Annotated in this window: 22 protein-coding genes; 10 read left to right on the forward strand and 12 right to left on the reverse strand. The window is 42.7% G+C overall.

Annotated elements, in window-relative coordinates; genetic code table 11:
* Position 1: 1 nt before the first annotated feature.
* From EZV76_RS06785 to EZV76_RS06800, 4 genes are read right to left on the reverse strand one after another with little or no spacing between them, the layout of a single operon-like run.
* A complete protein-coding gene (locus EZV76_RS06785) occupies positions 2-574 on the reverse strand; it encodes an L-threonylcarbamoyladenylate synthase (RefSeq protein ID WP_136565842.1) in 573 nt (190 codons plus the stop codon).
* The gene (locus tag EZV76_RS06790) at positions 575-1,444 is read right to left on the reverse strand and encodes an N-acetylneuraminate synthase family protein (protein WP_136565843.1); all 870 of its coding nucleotides are present in this window, start codon (positions 1,442-1,444) and stop codon (positions 575-577) included.
* Positions 1,434-2,606 carry an acylneuraminate cytidylyltransferase gene (locus tag EZV76_RS06795; RefSeq protein WP_136565844.1) on the reverse strand — a complete coding sequence of 391 codons (1,173 nt, stop codon included), beginning with the start codon at positions 2,604-2,606 and terminating at the stop codon, positions 1,434-1,436. Before EZV76_RS06795 ends, EZV76_RS06790 begins: the two co-directional genes overlap by 11 nt.
* Before the next feature lie 9 nt (positions 2,607-2,615).
* The gene (locus EZV76_RS06800) at positions 2,616-3,659 is read right to left on the reverse strand and encodes a glycosyltransferase family 52 (RefSeq protein WP_136565845.1); all 1,044 of its coding nucleotides are present in this window, start codon (positions 3,657-3,659) and stop codon (positions 2,616-2,618) included.
* Positions 3,660-3,745: 86 nt separating this feature from the next.
* On the opposite strand from EZV76_RS06800, the gene EZV76_RS06805 reads away from it, so the two are divergent.
* Entirely contained in the window at positions 3,746-4,558 is an 813-nt protein-coding gene (locus EZV76_RS06805) for a glycosyltransferase family 2 protein (RefSeq protein WP_136565846.1), read from the forward strand.
* On the opposite strand, the gene EZV76_RS06810 is transcribed toward EZV76_RS06805, so the two are convergent.
* Positions 4,540-5,343: a glycosyltransferase family 2 protein gene (locus EZV76_RS06810; protein WP_136565847.1), complete on the reverse strand. Its 804-nt coding sequence runs from the start codon at positions 5,341-5,343 to the stop codon at positions 4,540-4,542. The genes EZV76_RS06805 and EZV76_RS06810 overlap by 19 nt on opposite strands.
* A gap of 275 nt (positions 5,344-5,618) precedes the next feature.
* A complete protein-coding gene (locus EZV76_RS06815) occupies positions 5,619-6,434 on the reverse strand; it encodes a 2,3,4,5-tetrahydropyridine-2,6-dicarboxylate N-succinyltransferase (protein WP_136565848.1) in 816 nt (271 codons plus the stop codon).
* Positions 6,435-6,533: 99 nt separating this feature from the next.
* Between EZV76_RS06815 and ruvX the strand changes: the two genes are divergently transcribed.
* Genes ruvX through EZV76_RS06830 form a run of 3 tightly spaced genes read left to right on the forward strand, consistent with a single transcriptional unit; the run spans position 6,534 to position 8,040 of the window.
* Positions 6,534-6,944 carry a Holliday junction resolvase RuvX gene (gene ruvX / locus EZV76_RS06820; protein ID WP_136565849.1) on the forward strand — a complete coding sequence of 137 codons (411 nt, stop codon included), beginning with the start codon at positions 6,534-6,536 and terminating at the stop codon, positions 6,942-6,944.
* A gap of 4 nt (positions 6,945-6,948) precedes the next feature.
* Positions 6,949-7,539 carry a peptide deformylase gene (gene def, locus EZV76_RS06825; RefSeq protein WP_136565850.1) on the forward strand — a complete coding sequence of 197 codons (591 nt, stop codon included), beginning with the start codon at positions 6,949-6,951 and terminating at the stop codon, positions 7,537-7,539.
* A 54-nt stretch (positions 7,540-7,593) separates the two neighbouring features.
* Positions 7,594-8,040, forward strand: coding sequence for a DUF5606 family protein (locus EZV76_RS06830; protein WP_136565851.1), 447 nt, complete (start codon positions 7,594-7,596; stop codon positions 8,038-8,040).
* Here the strand turns inward: EZV76_RS06830 and EZV76_RS06835 are convergent, their stop codons facing one another.
* Genes EZV76_RS06835 through EZV76_RS06845 form a run of 3 tightly spaced genes read right to left on the reverse strand, consistent with a single transcriptional unit; the run spans position 8,041 to position 11,168 of the window.
* Positions 8,041-9,618: a beta-N-acetylhexosaminidase gene (locus EZV76_RS06835; RefSeq protein WP_136565852.1), complete on the reverse strand. Its 1,578-nt coding sequence runs from the start codon at positions 9,616-9,618 to the stop codon at positions 8,041-8,043.
* Positions 9,619-9,620: 2 nt separating this feature from the next.
* Positions 9,621-10,283 carry a GDSL-type esterase/lipase family protein gene (locus EZV76_RS06840; protein ID WP_136565853.1) on the reverse strand — a complete coding sequence of 221 codons (663 nt, stop codon included), beginning with the start codon at positions 10,281-10,283 and terminating at the stop codon, positions 9,621-9,623.
* Positions 10,284-10,292: 9 nt separating this feature from the next.
* Positions 10,293-11,168 carry an alpha/beta hydrolase gene (locus tag EZV76_RS06845; protein WP_136565854.1) on the reverse strand — a complete coding sequence of 292 codons (876 nt, stop codon included), beginning with the start codon at positions 11,166-11,168 and terminating at the stop codon, positions 10,293-10,295.
* Between the two features lie 164 nt (positions 11,169-11,332).
* Here EZV76_RS06845 and mazG point away from each other — a divergent pair, with 164 nt between their 5' ends.
* From mazG to EZV76_RS06875, 6 genes are all read left to right on the forward strand, one after another.
* A complete protein-coding gene (gene mazG / locus EZV76_RS06850; RefSeq protein ID WP_136565855.1) occupies positions 11,333-12,118 on the forward strand; it encodes a nucleoside triphosphate pyrophosphohydrolase in 786 nt (261 codons plus the stop codon).
* A gap of 2 nt (positions 12,119-12,120) precedes the next feature.
* Positions 12,121-13,698: a sulfatase family protein gene (locus EZV76_RS06855; RefSeq protein WP_136565856.1), complete on the forward strand. Its 1,578-nt coding sequence runs from the start codon at positions 12,121-12,123 to the stop codon at positions 13,696-13,698.
* Between the two features lie 85 nt (positions 13,699-13,783).
* Positions 13,784-15,151, forward strand: coding sequence for an MATE family efflux transporter (locus EZV76_RS06860; protein WP_136565857.1), 1,368 nt, complete (start codon positions 13,784-13,786; stop codon positions 15,149-15,151).
* A gap of 36 nt (positions 15,152-15,187) precedes the next feature.
* Positions 15,188-15,415 (forward strand): DUF8828 family protein, encoded by a 228-nt coding sequence (locus EZV76_RS06865; RefSeq protein WP_136565858.1) that lies wholly within the window; start codon positions 15,188-15,190, stop codon positions 15,413-15,415.
* A complete protein-coding gene (locus EZV76_RS06870; RefSeq protein WP_136565859.1) occupies positions 15,416-15,985 on the forward strand; it encodes a phosphatase PAP2 family protein in 570 nt (189 codons plus the stop codon).
* Positions 15,982-17,640, forward strand: coding sequence for an ArnT family glycosyltransferase (locus EZV76_RS06875; RefSeq protein WP_136565860.1), 1,659 nt, complete (start codon positions 15,982-15,984; stop codon positions 17,638-17,640). Before EZV76_RS06870 ends, EZV76_RS06875 begins: the two co-directional genes overlap by 4 nt.
* On the opposite strand, the gene EZV76_RS06880 is transcribed toward EZV76_RS06875, so the two are convergent.
* The 3 genes from EZV76_RS06880 to meaB are packed head-to-tail and all read right to left on the reverse strand — an operon-like array spanning position 17,637 to position 20,531.
* Complete coding sequence (locus EZV76_RS06880) at positions 17,637-18,509, reverse strand: lysylphosphatidylglycerol synthase transmembrane domain-containing protein (protein ID WP_136565861.1); 873 nt, start codon at positions 18,507-18,509, stop codon at positions 17,637-17,639. The two genes, EZV76_RS06875 and EZV76_RS06880, sit on opposite strands and share 4 nt — an antisense overlap.
* Positions 18,490-19,452 carry a glycosyltransferase family 2 protein gene (locus EZV76_RS06885; protein WP_136565862.1) on the reverse strand — a complete coding sequence of 321 codons (963 nt, stop codon included), beginning with the start codon at positions 19,450-19,452 and terminating at the stop codon, positions 18,490-18,492. Before EZV76_RS06885 ends, EZV76_RS06880 begins: the two co-directional genes overlap by 20 nt.
* Positions 19,453-19,493: 41 nt before the next feature.
* Positions 19,494-20,531: a methylmalonyl Co-A mutase-associated GTPase MeaB gene (gene meaB, locus EZV76_RS06890; protein ID WP_201741832.1), complete on the reverse strand. Its 1,038-nt coding sequence runs from the start codon at positions 20,529-20,531 to the stop codon at positions 19,494-19,496.
* Between the last annotated feature and the right edge of the window lie 201 nt (positions 20,532-20,732).

Here is a 20,732-nt window from a genome sequence, read left to right on the forward strand (position 1 = left end):
TTTATTCCCGGATTACCTTCACCTGCCCATCATTGCCCAATTTTATAATGGATGATGGGGAAGGATCTTTGTTTTCGTCCGGCAAATTTACCACATAGTCCACTCCTTTTAAAATTTCAGGGCCTATATCCTTAAACCGTTTTGGAGTGGGTTCTCCAGAGATATTGGCTGATGTGGATACAATGGGCTTTCTAAATTTGTTGATGAGGTATTGGCAAAACTTGTCCGAAGCCACTCGAATGGCGAGTGTATTGTCTTCTGCGACCAGGTTTTGGGCCACACCAATGGGTTCATCAAATACAATGGTTGTGGGTTTGGTAGCCAAATCGATAATGTCATAGGCCACTTCGGGCACCTCTTTTATATGGCGTTCCAACATAGCCTGGTTGGCCACAAGACAAATAAGGGCCTTGCTGTCCTCCCTGTTTTTAAGGGCATATACTTTCTGGACGGCTTCAGGATTTGTGGCATCGCAGCCAATGCCCCAAACGGTATCGGTAGGGTAAAGGATCAGTCCGCCTTGCTTCAGAACCTCGAAGCATTTTTGCAGCTCGTCATTAAAATCGGCGCCCATTTATTTTTTGTATTTCAGCTTTTCGCGCTGTACGCTTTCAATATCCAGAATGTCTTTTTGTTTGTAGGTCAATGCTTTGTGGGTGGCCCTGAGGTCCCTACACAGTTTGCGAAGTCCCATAGGCTCCAAGGAGGCGGCATGGTCGGTACCTTTCCAAGTCCGGTCAAGGGTAAAATGCCGTTCAATGACATGGGCGCCCAGGGTGTAGGCGGCAACATCTATGGCAATTCCCAAGTGGTGCCCAGAAAACCCGATGCTTTTGACTTTGTCCCCATATTTTTCCTGAAGTGTCAAGATATCCAAAAGGCAGACATCCTCAAAAGGTACGGGATAGCCCGAGGTACAATTGTAGACGACCAAGTCTTTGCCTCTACCTCGCTCATCAAAAAAGTCCACAAGTATTTTGATTTCGTCCTTGGTAGTCATTCCCGTTGAGATATGGATTTCCCCATGGTAATTATCGCACAACCATCCCAACATCTCAAAATTGTTGTTGCAGGCGGATGGGATTTTTATAAAATCCGGATTCAATCCGCCAATCTCCTTGGCTGATGTGGTTTCCCAAACGGAAGTGGAGTAGGTAATACCCACTTCTTCGCAATAGTCTTTCAATTCTTGGTGTTGGTCCACATCGAACTCCAAAAATTCCCGGTGTGCCCCATAAGTATCCCCATAAGAATTGATGGGATTGGGGTGGGGGGCATTGTATTGCGCCTCGGTCAGTAATTCTTTATTGTTCCGCTTTTGGAATTTTACCGCGTTGGCATTACCAAAAATCTTGGCCATGTTGATCAACTCTTTGGCGATTTTCATGTCGCCTTTGTGGTTGCATCCGATTTCGGCAATGATATAGGGTTCTTTATAGGTCATTGAATCTTAGATTATAGTTGATGATAAATTCGCAAGCCTCGCGAATGGCACCTTGCGCAGATTTGTTCTTTAAGACCATATCTGCATGGTGTTTGATATGTTTGGTTGCGTTTGAGGGGCAAAAGGACCAACCGGCCCTTAGGATGTTGCTCCAATCGTTTACGTCGTCCCCAATATAGGCAATCTCCTTTGGGGAGATATTTCTTTCCGAAAAGAGGTGTTCCAGAAACGAATATTTGTCCTTTATGCCCAAAAAGGTATCCGCTATCTTTAATTTTTTCATGCGCTGACCCACTACTTGTGAATTTTCTGAGGTCATGACCATGACATTGACCCCATGCTCGCGCAACACTTCCAGCCCCATACCATCGCGCATATCAAAGCACTTGGAGAATTCCCCTTCCTTGTTGAAGGTGACGCTCCCGTCCGTGAAAACGCCATCCACATCCAAAATAAAGTGGTTGATGCGTTGGGCGGATTTGTTGGATTTGAAATGGGAAATCAGTAATTGTTCAATAATTTGAAAGTCGGTTTCTGAATCAATCTCCACCAAGGTTTCCTCATGCATTTCAATAAGGCCAATGGAGCCACTCAACCTGTTTTTGGACTCCAGAAGTGCTTCTTTATTGGTACAGTAGACCGCCCCATTTTCAATAAGAAGTCCATCAAAATCCTGTCGTCTTGGTCTTGCTTTGAAGTCGTAGTTCAACGGTTTGCCATCTTTGGACCAAGTAAAACGGTGTGTGTTCACCGCGCTGAGCACGGCATCAAAACCTCCGTCATCCAATTTGGACAAGGCCGCATTGATATCGTTCCTTTTGGTAAGAGGTGATGTGGCTTGCAACAGGCAAAACACATCAAAATCAATCTGCGCGGACTCACAAAATTCCAGCATGGCGGCTTCGGTGGAAGCCGTATCGGAGGCATTTTCATCGGAGCGTTTCAAGGGTTTTACCTTTGGCGCCCATTTAAAATGCTGGGAAATGTAATCGATGATGTCGTCATCATCGGTAAAGACATAGACCTCATCAAGGTTTGAGAAGATGGCTTCTGTCAAGACCCAAGTGAACAAGGGTCTGCCCAACAATTTCTTTTTGTTCTTGCCAGGGATGCCCTTTGAGTTTTTTCGTAGTGGTATGAATCCGATGCTTTTTTTTGACATAACTGAATGCTATGGATGAACGTCCATGTTCTTTATCAGGTTCCTTGTTGCTTTAACGGTAAATTTATCCAAATAATCCTTGCCCAGAAAAAATCTGTGCTTAACAATTTCCAAATTGGAAAGTGCGGTGGAAAAGAGGGTGTAGCCATGTTCAAAGAAAAAACCTTCACGTAACCCTAATATTTCTATGGGGAAAAGGGCTGGTAACACGGTAATGTCCTTAAAATGTTCTTCGTATTGGGTGGTTTCCCTGGGATGGGTTTTTAAGATAATGTTCATGCCCGAAGGCACCTTGGAAATCACATCCCTGTAGATGGCTATTTTTTCGGCCTCGCTCTTTATGACCTTGTCCTCGGATATGGGCTGGGTAAGGATGAGTGCATTGTTGTCTCCTTTGATGGCAAAGGCATTTTCCGGTAGAAAAATGGAGAAAATTTCCTGTTTGGTTTTTTCATCCAGCTTAGCCACCTCTTTTTTAATGTTCAACTCCACGGCTTTTTTGGGGAGTGGGGCAGGTAATTTTTCAGGAAATTGGGCAAAAATGGTTTTGATTTCTTTATCAAAACCGCCACCAATGGGGGTCTTGGTGAGGTAGGTCTTTATGAATTGCTCAAAATTACTATGTCGTTGGCTATAGGTTCGCGCACCATCCTCTATCATTTTGAGGTCCTTTTTGCCAAACTCGTAGAGAAAATAGCTTTTGGACGAATCGGTATCGCATAGATAGATATCAGAATTCTGAATAAAGGTCTTTTCCTTGGCAAGAACAGGGTGTTTGGACTCTAGATAGGGGATGAGTTTTTGTTTCCTACGAAATGAATAATTGAATTTCCCGAGATCGGACACATGGTCTTTCCGTTCCGAAACGATGTGAACATCCCTAAAAAAATGCTTTTTTAGATTCGGAATAAGCGTTTCGATCATGGGCGTGCTTTCTACCAAAAAAAGAAGGTTTTCTCCCAAATTCCCTGTTTCGTATCTCGAATCTTTTAGGATATGCAACAGTGCAAGATAAATATGATATATGGTAGATCCCACATAGGTTCTGGACATACGGGTCAGATTAATAGGAGGAATTTATTGGAGATGAATGGCAAAAAACTACTTTTGTAAAATTAGTCAAAAGTAAACAATATTCAGTGATTCAGGTAAGCGTCATAGTAAGCACCTACAATAACCCGGAATGGTTGAAAAAAGTCCTATGGGGTTTCAATTGCCAAACATACAAGGGTTTTGAGCTTATAGTGGCCGATGATGGCTCGGGTCCGGAGACGAAACAGATGGTAGAAGAAATGCGGGAGCAGGTCTTTTATGACATCAAGCATGTTTGGCAAGAAGATGATGGGTTCCAGAAATGCAGAATCTTGAACAAGGCCATTGATGTTTGCGATGCGGAATACATCATCATGACAGATGGAGATTGCATTCCCAGAGAAGATTTTGTTCAGGTGCATTACATAAACAAAGAGCAAGGTTATTTTATTTCTGGGGGGTATTATATGCTGCCGATGAACATTTCAAAAGCCATTACTTTGGAGGATATTGAAAAACAGAATTGTTTCAATATTCAATGGTTGAAGGAGATGGGTATTCCCAAGACTTTTAAAAATAATAAGCTGACAGCAAGTGGGTTTATCTCAAAGCTTTTGAATACGATTACACCAACCAATGCCAGTTGGAACGGCCATAATTCCTCGGCATGGAAAAAAGATATATTGAACGTCAACGGTTTTGATGAGCGTATGCAATATGGAGGTGAGGATCGGGAATTGGGCGAACGCCTGTTCAATTTTGGAATAAAGTCAAAACAGCTAAGATACAGTGCGGTCTGCGTCCATCTGGACCATAAGAGAGGGTATAAAACACCAGAGGCGATTGCCAAAAATCAACTGATACGAAAAGAGACAAAGTCCAAAAAGGCAGTTTGGACTCACTATGGCATTACCAAATAATAGGCCAATTCATTTTTCTTTTCCAACCTTTTAAGCTCACGGAACCTTTCCAATACCCCAAGAGCATTAAGATAACAGATGGTGATACCTTTTTTGCCATCCAAGAAACCAAGTCGAAGAACATAGTGGTTGAAGAATTTCCATATAGGCTTGACCGTCATGAGAACATAGTTAAAGTGTTTTTCTTTATAAAAGTCCTCTTTGGCCTTTAGTTGACCATATTTAAGCATTTTACCCTTGTAATCCTCATAATTCTTGTAGCAATAGTGGGTAAGTTTTTCTTTGAGAATACAAGATTTGCCATCTACTTCCAAGGTTTCGTGCACCAATTTTTTGTCAGTGAAACACACTTTACTTTTCCTGAAAAGTCTATGATTCTTGTCTGTTTGCCACCCACTAAAATTAAGGGGTTTGTTTTGGAACATGAACTTGCGATAAAACCAGTAGGCTTCGCAAGCTTCGGGATTGTTTATGGTGCTAGTGATTTCCTTCTGTAACTTTTCGGTCACCACTTCATCGGCATCCAGAAAAAGAACCCAATCATTTTTAGCCTGTTTTAGGGTAAATGACTTTTGTGCAGTAAAGTTTTCAAAAGGATTTTGAATGACCCTTACTTTGGGATGTTCCAGTAAATACTCGTAGGTGCCATCGGTACTATAAGAATCCACAACAAGGATTTCATCGGCAAACGAAACGGAATCTATACATTTTTCAATGTAGCCCATTTCGTTGTAGGTTATGATCAGTGCTGAAATTTTTTGCTTTGGGGTGCTCAATTTTGGCATTTTCAATGGTAAATGGTTAGGTATGTACAAAACTATAACAAAAAAACAGGGTAAAAATTGTTTATCTGTTTATTTTTCCTACAACAACAACAAAACAGGATACCCTACTTTTTATTCAAAAAATTAACAGTTAAAACGTTTTTACATCTCTAAGATTAAGAAAATGAAAGAAGGTTGCTTTCAGTTTTTACAAAAGCGAAAAGTATTTTACCCTTTTATCTGACAACTGATTGATGTCTAAGTCTGTTGCTGAATACCTTCTTCCATTAGCTCTATTATACTGCTACGTCGTGCTCCCTAAGCGCATTGTTCAGTGAAGTCTTTTTGTCCGTACTCTCTTTTCGTTTTCCAATAATAAGGGCGCATGGAACTTGATATTCTCCTGCGGGAAATTTTTTGGTATAGCTTCCGGGAATGACCACAGATCTTGCTGGTACCCTTCCCTTTAATTCTATGGGTTTGTCTCCGGTAACATCAATGATCTTCGTAGAGGCTGTCAAGACCACATTGGCTCCGAGAACAGCTTCTTTTTCCACACGGACTCCCTCCACAACAATACAGCGCGAACCAATAAAGGCATTATCTTCAATAATAACGGGCGCAGCTTGGAGGGGTTCCAAGACACCACCAATACCTACACCACCACTTAAGTGGACATTTTTTCCAATCTGGGCACAACTGCCCACCGTGGCCCAAGTATCCACCATGGTTCCTTCATCCACATAAGCACCAATATTCACATAGCTGGGCATAAGAATGGTTCCTTTGGAAATATAGGCGCCGTGTCTGGCCACTGCATGGGGCACTACACGCACTCCTTTTTCCTGATATCCTTTTTTCAACGGAATCTTATCATGATATTCAAAAATGCCAGCTTCAAGCACCTCCATCTTTTGGATTGGAAAATATAGGACAACGGCTTTTTTTACCCATTCGTTTATTTGCCAACCGTCTTTTATCGGTTCTGCGCATCGCAATTCTCCCAAATCAATTAAATTGATAACCTCCCGGATGGCATTCTGGGTTTTCTCTTCAGACAACAACGCTCTGTTGTCCCATGCTTCTTCAATCAGTGCCCTTAATTCTGTCATTTTTCTTAAAATTTTGACAAAGATAACCCCCTCGTGAGAATATTGCGGTGTATTTTAAGGGCATAACATTTTTAAGGTTATTTTTGCCAAAAAATTGATTTGGCAAGGATTTTAGCTTTGGATTATGGAAAAGTGAGAACTGGAATTGCAGTAACAGATGAACTGCAATTAATAGCTTCCGGACTTACCACGGTTGAAACCAAGGACTTGATTTCTTTTCTTGCTGATTACATTAATAATGAGCCTGTGGAATTGTTTGTGGTAGGGTTGCCCAAACAAATGGACAACACCCAATCAGAATCGGAAGACTTGATTCAGACTTTTTTAAAAAAGCTTTCGAACAAGTTTCCTGCTATACCCATAGAACGTCAAGATGAACGGTTCACATCCAAAATGGCATTTCAATCCATGCTGGATAGTGGAATGAAAAAGAAGAAAAGACAGGACAAGAGCCTTGTCGATGAAATTAGCGCCACATTGATATTGCAGGCATATCTTTATAGAATTTAGTTTTATGATTTTACCTATTGTTGCCTACGGAGACCCTGTTTTAAGAAAGGTTGCAACTGACATTACAGCAGAGTATCCCAAACTGGATGAATTGATTCCAAATATGTGGGAGACCATGTACAATGCCCACGGCGTTGGATTGGCCGCACCGCAGATAGGGTTGCCTATTCGTTTGTTTTTGGTTGATACAAGTCCTTTTTCAGATGATGAAGACCTTAGTGAAGCAGAGCAGGAACAGTTGAAGGATTTCAAAAAAGTCTTTATTAATGCAAAGATTGAGGACGAAACAGGGAGCGAATGGGATTTTAATGAAGGTTGTCTGAGCATTCCAGATATTCGGGAAGATGTAAAACGTAAACCAGAGATTACCATTAGTTACCTTGATGAGAACTTTGAACCCCATACCGAAACCTATGGTGGACTATTGGCAAGGGTAATTCAACATGAATATGATCACATAGAAGGGGTCTTGTTCACCGATAAGCTTTCATCCCTTAAAAAGCGTCTGTTGAAAAACCGCTTGGACAAAATTTCCAAGGGAAAGATCAACGTGGACTACAAGATGCGATTTCCCAATATCAAAAAAGGACGTTAAAAAAGTCAGCATTTGCGATAAAAACATATTTTTGCGCGCATAAATTTATTTTGAATGGCATTGGACAAGATTTTATCTATAGGTGGTAAACCTGGACTTTACAAATTACTGACACAGACCAGAAGCGGTTTTGTGGGTGAATCCCTTTTGGACGGCAAGCGCATCACCGTTGGTATGCGAAGCAATGTGAGCGTTTTGTCCGAAATTGCCATCTACACTTTGGAGGAAGAAGTGCCTTTGAAGGAAGTCTTCCAAAAAATCAAGGAAAAAGAAGGGGGGAACAAAACCTCCATAAGCCATAAGGCGGACAAAATAGATTTAGAAGAATATTTCTTCAGTGTACTACCCAACTATGATGAGGATAGGGTGTATGCCAGTGACATCAAGAAAATTATCCAGTGGTACAATCTTCTTACCGATAACAATATCACGGACTTCGTGGAAGAAAAAACTGAAGGCGAAGGGGAAGAATCCGCCGTCGCCTCCAGTGAAGAAGAATAATTATTCCTCTTTCCAATCCACCAATTTGGTGGGATAATATGCTACTTGTTTCTTGTTGAGGTACGCTACCTGTTGTGCCAAGCGTTGTCTGTAGTCTTCCCAATTGCAGTGCTCTGCGGGGGACCAGCCCAATTCGGCGTATCCAATGGCTCGTGGAAAGGCCAAGTACTCCATTTCGGTACTATTGCTTATGGTCTCTGACCAAAGTGGTGCTTCAATACCCAAAATGCTTTCCCTGGGCAACCCTTCAATATAAGTTTCGGGATTCCAGTTGTAAGCTTCATCAACAGGAATATACGCGGCCCAGTGCAATCCAAATTTGGAAAGTGAATCATACTGCATATCCAAATAGGCTTTTTCCGCTGGGGATAGAATGATTTTGGAACCATCTTGTGCGGCCTTGGTGGCATATTTTGCCTCGTTCCAAAGTTGAAGCACACTGGAAGAGCTAATGTCAGCTTGGGCCACTTCGTTCCATCCCACCATTTGTTTGCCGTGTTTTTGGATGATTTTCTCTACCTTTTCCACAAAGAGGATGTAATCACTTTTCTTGGTAACATGGCTTTCATCACCTCCCATGTGGAAGTATGGGCCAGGAGTCAGTTCAACAATCTCACCGATTACATCATCCAAAAAACTGTACACGGTGTCCTTTTGGGCATCAAAGGTGCTAAAGCCCACTTGGGTCCCCGTGTAGGTTTTCAAAGGTTTTCCGTTACCGTTCAAGAACGGATAGCTTACCGATGCAGCATTGGTGTGTCCGGGCATATCCACTTCGGGAACTATGGTGATGTGTCTATCTGCGGCATAGGCCACAAGCTCCTTATACTCTTCTTGGGTATAAAAACCGCCTTTACCACCACCGACTTCAAATTCACCACCCACTTCGGTCAATTTGGGCCAGGATTTGATTTCCAAACGCCATCCTTGGTCATCGGTCAGGTGCAAGTGTAGGGTGTTGTACTTGTAATAGGCCAAAATGTCAAGGTATTTCTTTACTTCGTCCAAAGTGAAGAAGTGTCTGGCCACATCCAACATGGCCCCTCGGTATTCAAACTTTGGACTGTCCACAATTTGTCCCGAAGGGATGGGCCAAAGGGCATGGTCCGTCAGGGTATCGTTGCTTTTTTCAGGGATGAGCTGTCGCAAGGTCTGTATTCCCCTAAAAGCTCCTGCCGCGGTTTTGGCATTCAACAGGATGGAATCTTTTTTAATGTCCAATTGATAAGATTCCGCTGTTTCCAAGCTCGCATCATCGGCCAAATTGATATAGATAAACCGTTCCACGGATTTTGAATCATCCGAGGAATTTACGGCAAGATCCAATCCAGTGGACCATTTAATTTTTTCGGAAAGGAACTGACCTACTTTTTCAAGTTTTGGATCTGTTGTAGAAGTATAAATGGCCGTATTTTGGTCCAATCCAAAAGCGCTGTGCGTTGCAACTGTTTTTACAGGTTTCGGAATTAAAGGGGCGGCCCCCAAATCGGTCTTTGGAAAATTGATTTCTGGCTTGGCCGGCTGGCAGGCGGCCATGGCAATCAATACCAAAAAAGCTACTGAAATTCTGGATATCATAATTAGTTAGGGTTTGTATTAAGGTTGATATAATCTTTGAGGGTTTGCTGCCAAATGTCGTACCCCTTTTTGTTCATGTGCAATCCATCTTCAATGAAGATGTCATCCATTACTTTTCTGTGGTTTAGCATAGGAGTCCATACATCCACAAATTCAACACCATCGGTCTTTGCGGCCAATCTGCTGAGTTTTCTGTTCAAACGTTTGTACTTACGTCTCAAATGCCACCGGGAAATGCTCGGCTTGGCCGAAATCAACACAATTTCCATTTGGGGCCTCTCCTGTTGTAGGGTATGCAGGATTTCCTCCGAGAGTTTTAGGATGGCCCTTGGTCTTTTTTTGGCACTGATATCGTTGTCTCCTTCATAAATGAACACCTTTACAGGCTCATAATCCAATATTAACTCATCCAAATAGTGTTGAAGATCGGAAAATTCAGAGCCGCCAAATCCGTTGTTTAGAATTTGATAATCGGGAAACCGTTGTTGTACATCTTTCCACATGCGTACGCTGGAACTGCCTGTGAAGACCAAGGTGGGTTTTGTGGCATCCCAAATGGAATCATTGTTTTTCTGGATTGTTTCCACTTCTTTTTGATAGCGTTGGATGTCTTGGGCATGCGGTAAAAAGGGGAGTAATAATATTGGTAGGAGTAATTTATTCATTGGAGTGATTTAATTAGTGCTGACAAGATTTTGGGCAAGGCTCCATTCGTAAAACCGTTCGATCCAAGTATCGGAGGGAAGTCCTTGTTTCCGCATTCCAAAGCCATGACCTCCTTTGCTGTACAGGTGCAGTGCAACTGGTTTCCCCGCTTTGTGCCATGAGGAATATAGTTCTATGCTCCCTGTGGCCAATCCCAGAGGGTCGTCCGTGGCGCAAATAAGAAACATGGGAGGGGCGTCTGTCTTGGGTTCTTGAACCGGTATTACATAAGACCAATAGTATACGGGAACCAGAAAATTGGGTTTGCTTTCAGGGGTGTAGTTGTATCCCACGCCAACCGTTACGGCTCCTCCGGCAGAAAATCCCATAAAACCAATCTTATCGGGGTCAATACCATAATCGGCAGCATTTTCACGAACATATTTTATGGCATTCAGGCCATCTTGAATAGAATAGGGGAGTACCTTTCCAGCTTCAATCCCAATTTTATCGGGGTCACTGTTTGAAAGCTCTTCGATTTCGGCAACACCATCGTTGCCGGTGGGAACCAATCTATACTTTAAAACAAAAGCAGTGATACCTTTCTCGTTAAGCCATTGGGCCACTTGGCTACCTTCGGTGGTGGTGCTCAAGGCATACAATCCACCTCCAGGAGCCACAATTACCGCAGTTCCGGTATTGGTTCCCTCTCTGGGTCGGAGCACCTGCATGGTGGGTTCAGATACGTTGGTGGTAACATGAGCTTGCCAAATTTCTGAGAAGTATTCCGATTCAGGAGAGCTCCATTCCACGGGAGGATTACCATCTTTGGGCAGTTTGATGATCTCTTGTGCCGATATTGCTACGGATAGGAAAAAAGTTCCGAGCAAGAATATTGGTTTCATGCTTGCCATTTTTTCAAAAATACGATTTTCACCCTAGCACCCCCTTATGTTTTTCGCAACTATTTTGATGAATGTTGAAAAATAAGGGAAAGTCTTTATAAATATGCCAACAATTCGAGGTGCGCCTTTTTCATGTCTTTGTATTTTTGGACAAAACCCAATGCATGAATACGAGAACTGAACAGTTGGCCGCTTTTGATCGTCTTTTGACCATTATGGATGAGTTGAGGGCCCAATGTCCATGGGATAAAAAGCAAACCATGCAAACCTTGCGCCATCTCACTATAGAAGAAACCTATGAGTTGGGTGATGCCATTTTGGACAATGACCTGGAAGAAGTCAAAAAGGAATTGGGCGATTTGTTGTTGCATATTGTGTTTTATGCCAAAATAGGTTCGGAAACCCAAAACTTTGACATTGCCGATGTGGCCAATGGTATCTGCGAGAAGTTGATCAACCGCCATCCTCATATCTATGGCGACGTAATTGTTGAGAATGAAGAAGAGGTGAAACAGAATTGGGAGAACATCAAACTCAAGGAAGGAAAAAAAAGTGTGCTTGAAGGGGTCCCCAATAGCCTTCCAGCATTGGTCAAGGCCAACAGAATACAGGAGAAAGTGGCTGGAGTTGGATTCGATTGGGAGCAACCGGAACAGGTGTTTGAAAAACTACAGGAAGAATTGGGTGAATTACAGGAAGAAATTAAATCCAACAATACTGACCAAATGGAATCCGAATTTGGGGACGTGTTTTTTTCTATGGTCAATTACGCCCGATTTTTGGGAGTGAATCCCGAGAATGCCCTGGAGCGGACCAATAAAAAGTTTATAAATCGCTTTCAATTTTTAGAGGGGAAAGCCAAAGAAAAGGGAAAGACCCTGAAAGAAATGACCTTGGCCGAGATGGATGTATTTTGGGAAGAGGCTAAGAAAATAGATAAACCACAATGAATATGATACAGACCAACCGTTTACAAAAAATTGCAATACTTTCCCTGCTGATGGCAGTGGCATGGAGCTGCAAGACCAAAGAAGAGCCCAAAGTGGAGGAAAAACCCAACATCCTCTTCATTCTTTCCGATGACCATACCTCACAAGCCTGGGGGATTTATGGGGGTATTTTGGAAGAGTATGTGCAGAACAAGAATATTCAACGATTGGCTAATGAAGGGGCTGTTCTTAATAATGCTTTTTGTACCAATTCTATCTGTAGTCCTAGTAGGGCTACCATTCTTACAGGTCAATATAGTAATGTAAATCAAGTGTACACTTTGCGAGAACCGCTTCCGGTAGGACATCCCAATGTGGCAAAAACGTTTGGTGAGGCCGGGTATCAAACCGCGGTGATAGGCAAGTGGCATTTGTTTAGACAGCCCGAAGGCTTTGACCATTTTGAGGTTTTGCCGGGACAAGGAGTTTATGTGAATCCAATCTTGAAAACCAAAGATAATTGGGTAGATGGTGCTGATGGCACCCAAGGGAAACAATACGAAGGCTTTTCCACAGATGTCATCACCGATTTAACCATTGAACATTTGAAGAACAGAAACAAGGACAAACCTTTTTTAATGTTCACCCATTTTAAGGCCACACATGAGCCTTTTGATTATCCGGAACGATTTGCAGATTTGTATGTGGATGAAGAAATCCCAGAGCCCGAATCTTTACTGGATTTTGGCCCTGAAAGCACTGGAAGGACATTCAATGGACAAATTTTGGAGCGCTTGGCCGACCGTTGGCAAGCCGCAACCGAAAGGCCGGATGAGTTTTGGACCTATTATCCGGGGTTACCTTACCCCTTGGATGGCTTGGACAGTGTTCAGAAACGTAAAAAAATCTACCAAAAATTGGTTAAGGATTTTATGCGTAGTGGTGCTGCCATTGATGATAATATAGGTAGACTGCTTGATTTCTTGGAAGAAGAAGGTCTGGCCGATAACACCGTGGTAGTTTATACCGCAGATCAAGGCTATTTTCTGGGCGAACATGGCTTTTTTGATAAACGTTTGATCTACGAGGAATCCCTAAGAATGCCCTTCGTAATCCGCTATCCCAAGGAAATCAAAGGTGGGCAGCGTATAGATGATATCATTCTAAATATTGATTTTCCAGCATTGATGGCAGACTATGCAGGAATAGAAAAACCGTCTTACATGCAAGGGAGAAGTTTTCGGAAAATCCTAAACGGAAACACTCCCGCCGATTGGAGAAAGCAAATGTATTACCGCTATTGGTTACATGAACCTAAAAGACCTGCTCACTTTGGGGTAAGGAACCATCGATACAAATTGGCATTTTTCTACGGACAGGGATTGGAGCGAAGCGGAGCTTCGTCCGAAGCCACAGACCCACAATGGGAATTCTATGATTTGGAAAACGACCCCAAGGAACTCCACAATGCTTACGCAGATCCAAAGTATGCCGATATTATTTCGGAAATGAAAAAAGCCATAGTGGAAGAACGCCAGAAGTATGGCGATACCGATGAGAATTTCCCAGAGATGCAATCCATTTTGGAAGAAGCATTTTAGAAGCTTTTTCTAGAGATTTATCATTTTTTTAATTCGGTCAACCGTACCAAAGGTTCTATATTTGTCGGTTCCAATTGTCATGGCCATGTTTCAACGGTATACCAAGGAATTTGCATACAACCTTAAGCTCTCTTACCCTGTAATTTTGGGGATGCTGGGTCATACGTTTGTAGCTTTTGCTGACAATATCATGGTAGGCCAACTGGGAACTGCAGAGCTTGCAGCGGTATCATTGGGCAATAGTTTTGTGTTCATAGCCATGTCCTTGGGTATTGGTTTTTCAACAGCCATTACCCCCTTGGTGGCCGAAGCGGATGGAGCCAAAAATCAAGCAGATGGCAAAAGTGCCCTCAAACACGGATTGGTCCTGTGCACCTTGTTGGGATTGTCCCTCTTTGGAATCATTCTGCTATGCAAGCCATTGATGCATTCCATGAAACAGCCCCCTGAAGTAGTGGAACTGGCCATACCTTATTTAGAACTGGTTGCCTTTTCATTGGTGCCTTTGGTCATGTTTCAGGCGTTTAAGCAATTCTCGGAAGGATTGTCACAGACCAAATACCCCATGTATGCCACCATTTTGGCCAATGTGGTGAATATCTCACTGAATTACCTATTGATTTTTGGTTCATTTGGATTTCCAAAGTTGGGAATCGTTGGAGCGGCGATTGGTACCTTGGCCTCACGATTTATCATGGTGGGGTACATCTGGTTTCTTTTGAAAAGGAAGGAGAAGTTTCAACCCTACGTGACCGGGTTCAACTTTAAGGTGATAGAGAAGAAGGTGATGAACAAAATCATCAGTCTTGGATTTCCATCGGCCATGCAGATGTTTTTTGAAGTGGCCATATTTACCGCTGCCATTTGGTTGAGTGGGGTGTTGGGCAAAAATGCCCAAGCAGCCAATCAGATAGCATTGAACCTGAGTAGTATGACCTTTATGGTGGGAATGGGACTCAGTGTGGCGGCCATGGTCCGTGTGGGCAATCAAAAGGGACTGCAAAACTTTAAGGAACTCAAAAGAATTGCCGAATCCATTTTTTTCCTCACCCTATTGTTGGAAATTGTTTTTGCCGCTCTCTTTTTGATCGGGAGACATTGGTTCCCTACCATTTATTTGGATGTGGACGACCTTGTCAACCAAATGGACAATACCGAAGTAATTATTATTGCTGCCAAGTTGTTGTTGGTAGCCGCATTTTTTCAAATTTCGGATGGTTTACAGGTCGTGGTCTTGGGTGCTTTAAGAGGACTGCAAGACGTAAAGATTCCTACCTTGATCACGTTTGTAGCCTATTGGTTGATCGGATTTCCCATTTGCTACTACTTGGGTCTGCACACCCATTTTAAAAGTACCGGTATTTGGTTAGGATTGCTGTCCGGGCTTACAGCTTCGGCGGTATTGTTGTATATTCGATTCATCTATTTGACCAAAAAATTGATACAGGACTGATTCGGATTTTATTGACCGGATTTAAATCAAAAACATATGGAACTGCCCAAATTTCTTTTAGCGGACAACACGGATTATCCCGATGCGATATTTATCGTCCATACCGAGTATCCACGGTTCATTATCAACCTGGAAAATGATGAAGTGGAATGGATGGAGGAATTTTCAAAAGAAGATGAAGCGGAGCTTGCTGATGAGGCTGAGGGCCTTATTGAAGCGGCAACGGCATTCTATGATCGCGAAGTTTCCCGATACGACGAGTAGATGCTGGACCAACTGCTGCAATACGATAAAGACCTTTTTCTCTTCCTCAACGGATTGGGGACCCCGACTTGGGACGGTTTTTGGATGTTCATGACCAAGACCAAGAATTCATTCCCTCTGTATGTACTGCTGCTCTATCTTTCCTATAAAAATTTTGGATGGAAAAAAACGGGTGTCATTTTGGTGAGTGTAGCCCTCTTGATTACCTGCACAGACCAACTATCCAATTTTTTTAAATACGGCATAGGCCGTTTGCGACCTTGCCATGATCCGGAGATCAATGGGGTCATGCGTTTGGTGAAAAGTTATTGCGGAGGACAGTTTGGTTATTTTTCTGCCCATGCCGCCAATTCTTTTGGGCCAGCCACTTTTTTCATGGTCCTGTTCTGTGGGAAGGTGAGATATATGGGATTCATCCTTATGATATGGGCCTGTTTGGTGGCTTATAGCCGAATTTATATTGGGGTGCATTTTCCCTTGGATGTGCTCACAGGGGCCATTGTAGGCCTGTTGTTCGGATGGTTGTTTGCCAAGTTGGCTATATTTGCATTCCAAAAAACAGGGACATGATTTCAACGGCCAGATACTGGTTTTTACTTACCCTTATTGTTCTGGTCTATATCGCTGGAATGTTCGTGACCCTTTTCGAGAACGATTCCGCACAGTTTGCCGTTATGGCAATGCGAATGGTTCAAGAAAATGATTTTTTGAGCCTCTTCAAGGGACCCGAGGAATACTTGGACAAACCGCACATGCACTACTGGTTGGCGGCACTTTCCTATAAAATTTTTGGGATACACGATTGGGCCTACCGGATTCCGGGTATTTTGGCGACCCTGCTGGGGGCCTATAGCTGTCATGGCTTGGGGAAATTGCTATACAACAAGGATGTGGGTAGATTCGCCGCCCTGATTTTTATGACAGCACAGACCATTGTATTGGCCAACATCGATGTGCGTACCGATGCAGTTTTGACCGGCTTTGCCATTTTTTCCATTTGGCAGTTGGTCACGTACATTGAGAAAAATACCCTTAAGGGTATCATACTGGGTGCTTTTGGAGCTGGGATGGCTTTTTCAACCAAGGGCCAGATTGCACTTGTGGTCATTGGGGTTTCGGTGCTTTGCCACTTGGCTTATACCCGAAAATGGATGCGATTGATCAACTGGAAGGTGTTGGTGGCTTTAGTGGTTTTTGGTTTGACTATAGCTCCCATGCTCTATGCCTACTATCACCAATTTGATTTGCACCCCGAGAAAATTATTCGAGAGAAAGACCATCGCAGCGGTATCTTTTTTATTTTTTGGGAACAGAGCTTTGAACGTATGAGCGGCGAGGGAGTAGGCAAAAACAGCAGCGATTTCTTTTTCTTCTTCCATACTTTTTTATGGGTATTTCTACCATGGACCGTTTTGGCATTGATAGCCTATTGGACGAAACTCAAAACATTTTGGGAAATCAAGTTTGCCTACAGGCCGCAATTGGAGTTCCTGACTTTTGGTAGCATCTCCATTCTTTTCTTTCTAATAAGTTTTGCGCAGTTTAAGCTACCGCATTACATGAACATACTTATTCCTTTGTATGCGGTCCTTTCTGCAGGATATCTCTATCGAATCCATCATGAACAAAAGGAAAAGGTGGCTAAAGTATTGGTTATAGTACAGTACTTCATCTTGAGTTTGGTTTTCGTTTTTACCGTTTTGGTTTGCTTTTATGTGTTCAAACTGGAGCATTGGTACGGGTATTTGGTCTTATTGGCAGCACTTTCAGGCGTTGTCTACTATTGTTTGAAACGAGAGGTACCTTATCTAAAAGTTTTAACCATTTCGGTTTGTAGCTCATTATTGCTGAATGGACTGCTCAACACCCATTTTTATCCCCGTCTTCTTCAATACCAGGCAGGCTCAACCATGGCAGGGAAAGTTGCGGAGGACAACATTCCTGTGGATAAGATTTACAAGATTTCGGAAGGACATACCTGGGCCTTGGATTTTTATAATAAGAACCCTGTCAATATTACCACCTTAACGGAATTGATGGATATGAGCGATGTTTGGGTATATGCCACGGATGCCGAGCTTGAAAAAATGCAGCGAGATGGATTAGATTGGAGTCAGCAAATTACAGTGGACCAATTCCGGATTACACGTTTGCAGATGAAGTTCTTGAATCCCAATACCCGTCAACAGAAATTGAACCGAATGCATTTGGTGCATTTGGATTAAGATGTCGTTTCCAATAGTGGTTTTTTGAAGTGATAAAAAGCACCCAAAAGAGAGACCAAGGCAGTAATCAAGAAAAAGGTAAAACTTATACCAATGGATGTGCTGACATTCAATCCCAACCATTCGGCTCCATACAAAAAGGTGACCTCCCTACTTCCGATACCACCAATGGTCAATGGAATCACGGATACAATAGAAGAAACCAAGAAGACAAAAAGGTATTCCACAACATCCAATCCAATGGACAATGATTTCAGAATACATAGCACACAAACCAACTGGGCCAGTTGCACCAAGGCCGAATAGCCCAAGGATTTCCAAAATACTGGAAATCCAGAAATGAAAAAGCGTTTGTTTACCCACCAAAAGACCACGACACTTACAGGAATGGCCAGAGCAACAAGTCCGTTCAATCCATTAAAAAAAGCACTGGAAGATAGGAGCGCCAAGGTACAGGCATAAACAAACAGTAGCAGCATGCCACTCAAACGGTCTACCAATAAAACCGAGACCACTTTCTTTGTCCCGGGCTTATATTCTTTTTGGACCACGTAGCCTTTGTAGGCATCACCGCCAATTCCACCAGGGAGGAACAGGTTGTAAAACATGCCCAATAGATATAGTTTTAGGTTGGCCAATTGTGTGATTTTTGCCCCAATCCCATGAAAATAAAGGTTAAGTCTAAAAGCAGCCAACACTTTTGAAAGGATAAACAGTAGGATGCCCAAAATCAAAAATAGAGGGTCACTCTTTTTTAGGGTCTGTAATACATCCTTGAGTTCTATTTTGGTGAAAATAAAATAAATCAATACCGTACTGATGATGATTTTCAGTGCCGTAATGAGCTTCTTACGCAGTTTTTCCGTCACCTATAGAGATTTTTTTGATGCGATAAGGTCGTTTCTGTTGGGATTCGTAATAGGTGCGAATCAACAACTCCATCACAATACCAATCGTGAAGAGTTGTATGCCCCCCAAAATGAACATGACCCCAAAAATGAGCAAAGGCCTACTGCCAATGTCTTGACCAAAGCCGAGTTTTACAACCAGCAAGTAGATATTTATAAAAATGCCTAGAATGATGAGCAATACCCCAAAAATTCCAAAAAGGTGAATGGGTCGCTGAAAATATTTTCGGATGAATAGCAATAGCATCATATCGGCCACCACCTTGAATACCCGTTCCAGACCATACTTGGAAACCCCGGCATGGCGGGCATGGTGTTTCACGGGAACCTGCTTGATTTGGGCGCCTTCCAGATGTGCCAAAAGTGTAATAAAACGGTGCATTTCACCATATAGGTTGAGTCCTTTGGCAATATCCTTGGTAAAGACTTTGAGGGCACAGCCATTGTCTTTGATATCGAGTTTGGTCACCCTTCGCACCAAGAAGTTGGCAATTTTGGAGGGAATTTTCTTGATGAGGGAATCCTTACGTTTCTGACGAATCCCTGTGACAACATCATATTCCCCGCTTACAGCATATTCCAGCATTTGGGGAATGTCGGAAGGGTCATTTTGAAGGTCTCCATCCATGGTAATGATGTATTCCCCTTCAGCGTAATCAAGTCCGGCGGCCAAGGCCAAACTTTGTCCGTAGTTCTTTTTCAACTCGATCAAATGGACTTTGCGGTCATCCATTTCCTTGACCTTTTGGCGGGTCTTGTCAGTTGAAAAATCGTCCACATATACAATTTGATAGTTGTACCCTTCAAGACTTTCATGGATCTTTTGGGTGAGAAGGGCCACATTGTCCTCTTCATTGTACAAGGGGACCACTATGGATAAAAGGGAATCGGTGACGGTGCTCATTCGTTTTGAAATCTGTACAAATTTATTGCTTTTATTTAAAGTTACTTGGTTATATCTGCCAACAGATTTTTTGCGGCATAAAAGGGGGATATTTTGTTTTCCTCAATAGCCTTCAACATTTTGTCCTGAGCTTTTTTGAACGATGCTTTTTGATAAAAATACTGCTTGATTTGTTCGTCTACGGTTTGAAGGAACCAGTTTTTGTTCTGAAGTTTTCTGTTTTCTTCAAAATGACCATTTTTCTTATTCTGTTCTACAAAATCCTTAACCATATCCCAAATCTCTTGAATGCCCATATTTTCTATGGCTGAGCATTTTAAAACTTTGGGTATCCATCCGTTTGCTTTAGGTGGGTAGAGGTGAAGGGCCCTTGAAAATTCTGCTGCGGCCAAGTTGGCCCGCTCCAAATTGTCACCATCGGCCTTGTTGATGGCAATGGCATCGGCCATTTCCATGATGCCCCTTTTAATGCCCTGCAATTCATCGCCCGCTCCGGATAGTTTCAAGAGCAAAAAGAAATCTACCATGCTGTGTACCGCAATTTCACTTTGCCCCACACCAACGGTTTCCACTAAAATGACATCGTACCCCGCAGCTTCGCACAAAATGATACTTTCCCTGGTCTTTTGGGCCACTCCGCCCAAAGAGCTTCCGGAAGGAGAGGGTCTGATAAAGGCGTTGGGGTCTTTTGAAAGGGACTGCATGCGGGTTTTATCCCCAAGAATACTGCCTTTACTCAAGGAACTTGTGGGGTCTACCGCCAGAACAGCCACCTTTTTTCCTTTTGAGGTCAGGAGGGCACCCAATGCTTCAATGAAGGAGCTTTTTCCTACTCCTGGAACACCAGTAATCCCTAAACGGATACTGGAATTTGGTCGGGAAAGACATTTCTCGATTACAGCATTGGCCTTTTCAAAATGCTCGGGATTGGTGCTTTCCAACAAAGTAATGGCCTTGGCCAGTAGCGCCTTGTTTCCTTCAAAGATGCCTTTGGTCAAGGTATCCACAGAAATTTCCTGTTTCCGTAGCTCCTGAATTTTGGAAATGGTACCGGGAGTTGTATTTTTTTTGTTGGCCAAGATATCTTTTAATGGAGTCCTACTACTAAGGTATAAAGTTTTTATGGGTTATACTGTATTACAAATGATTGTGACCACTACTTTTAAATGGAGGGAATAAGCACTATTTCACACAAATTTAATAACTGTAATTAGGGACATCCATCTACAAATGGTAACTTCTCATGTTGAATATTGGATAGTAGATTGACTAGTCCGATT

The organism is Flagellimonas alvinocaridis (genome assembly GCF_004916895.1).
Taxonomy (GTDB): Bacteria; Bacteroidota; Bacteroidia; order Flavobacteriales; family Flavobacteriaceae; genus Flagellimonas; species Flagellimonas alvinocaridis.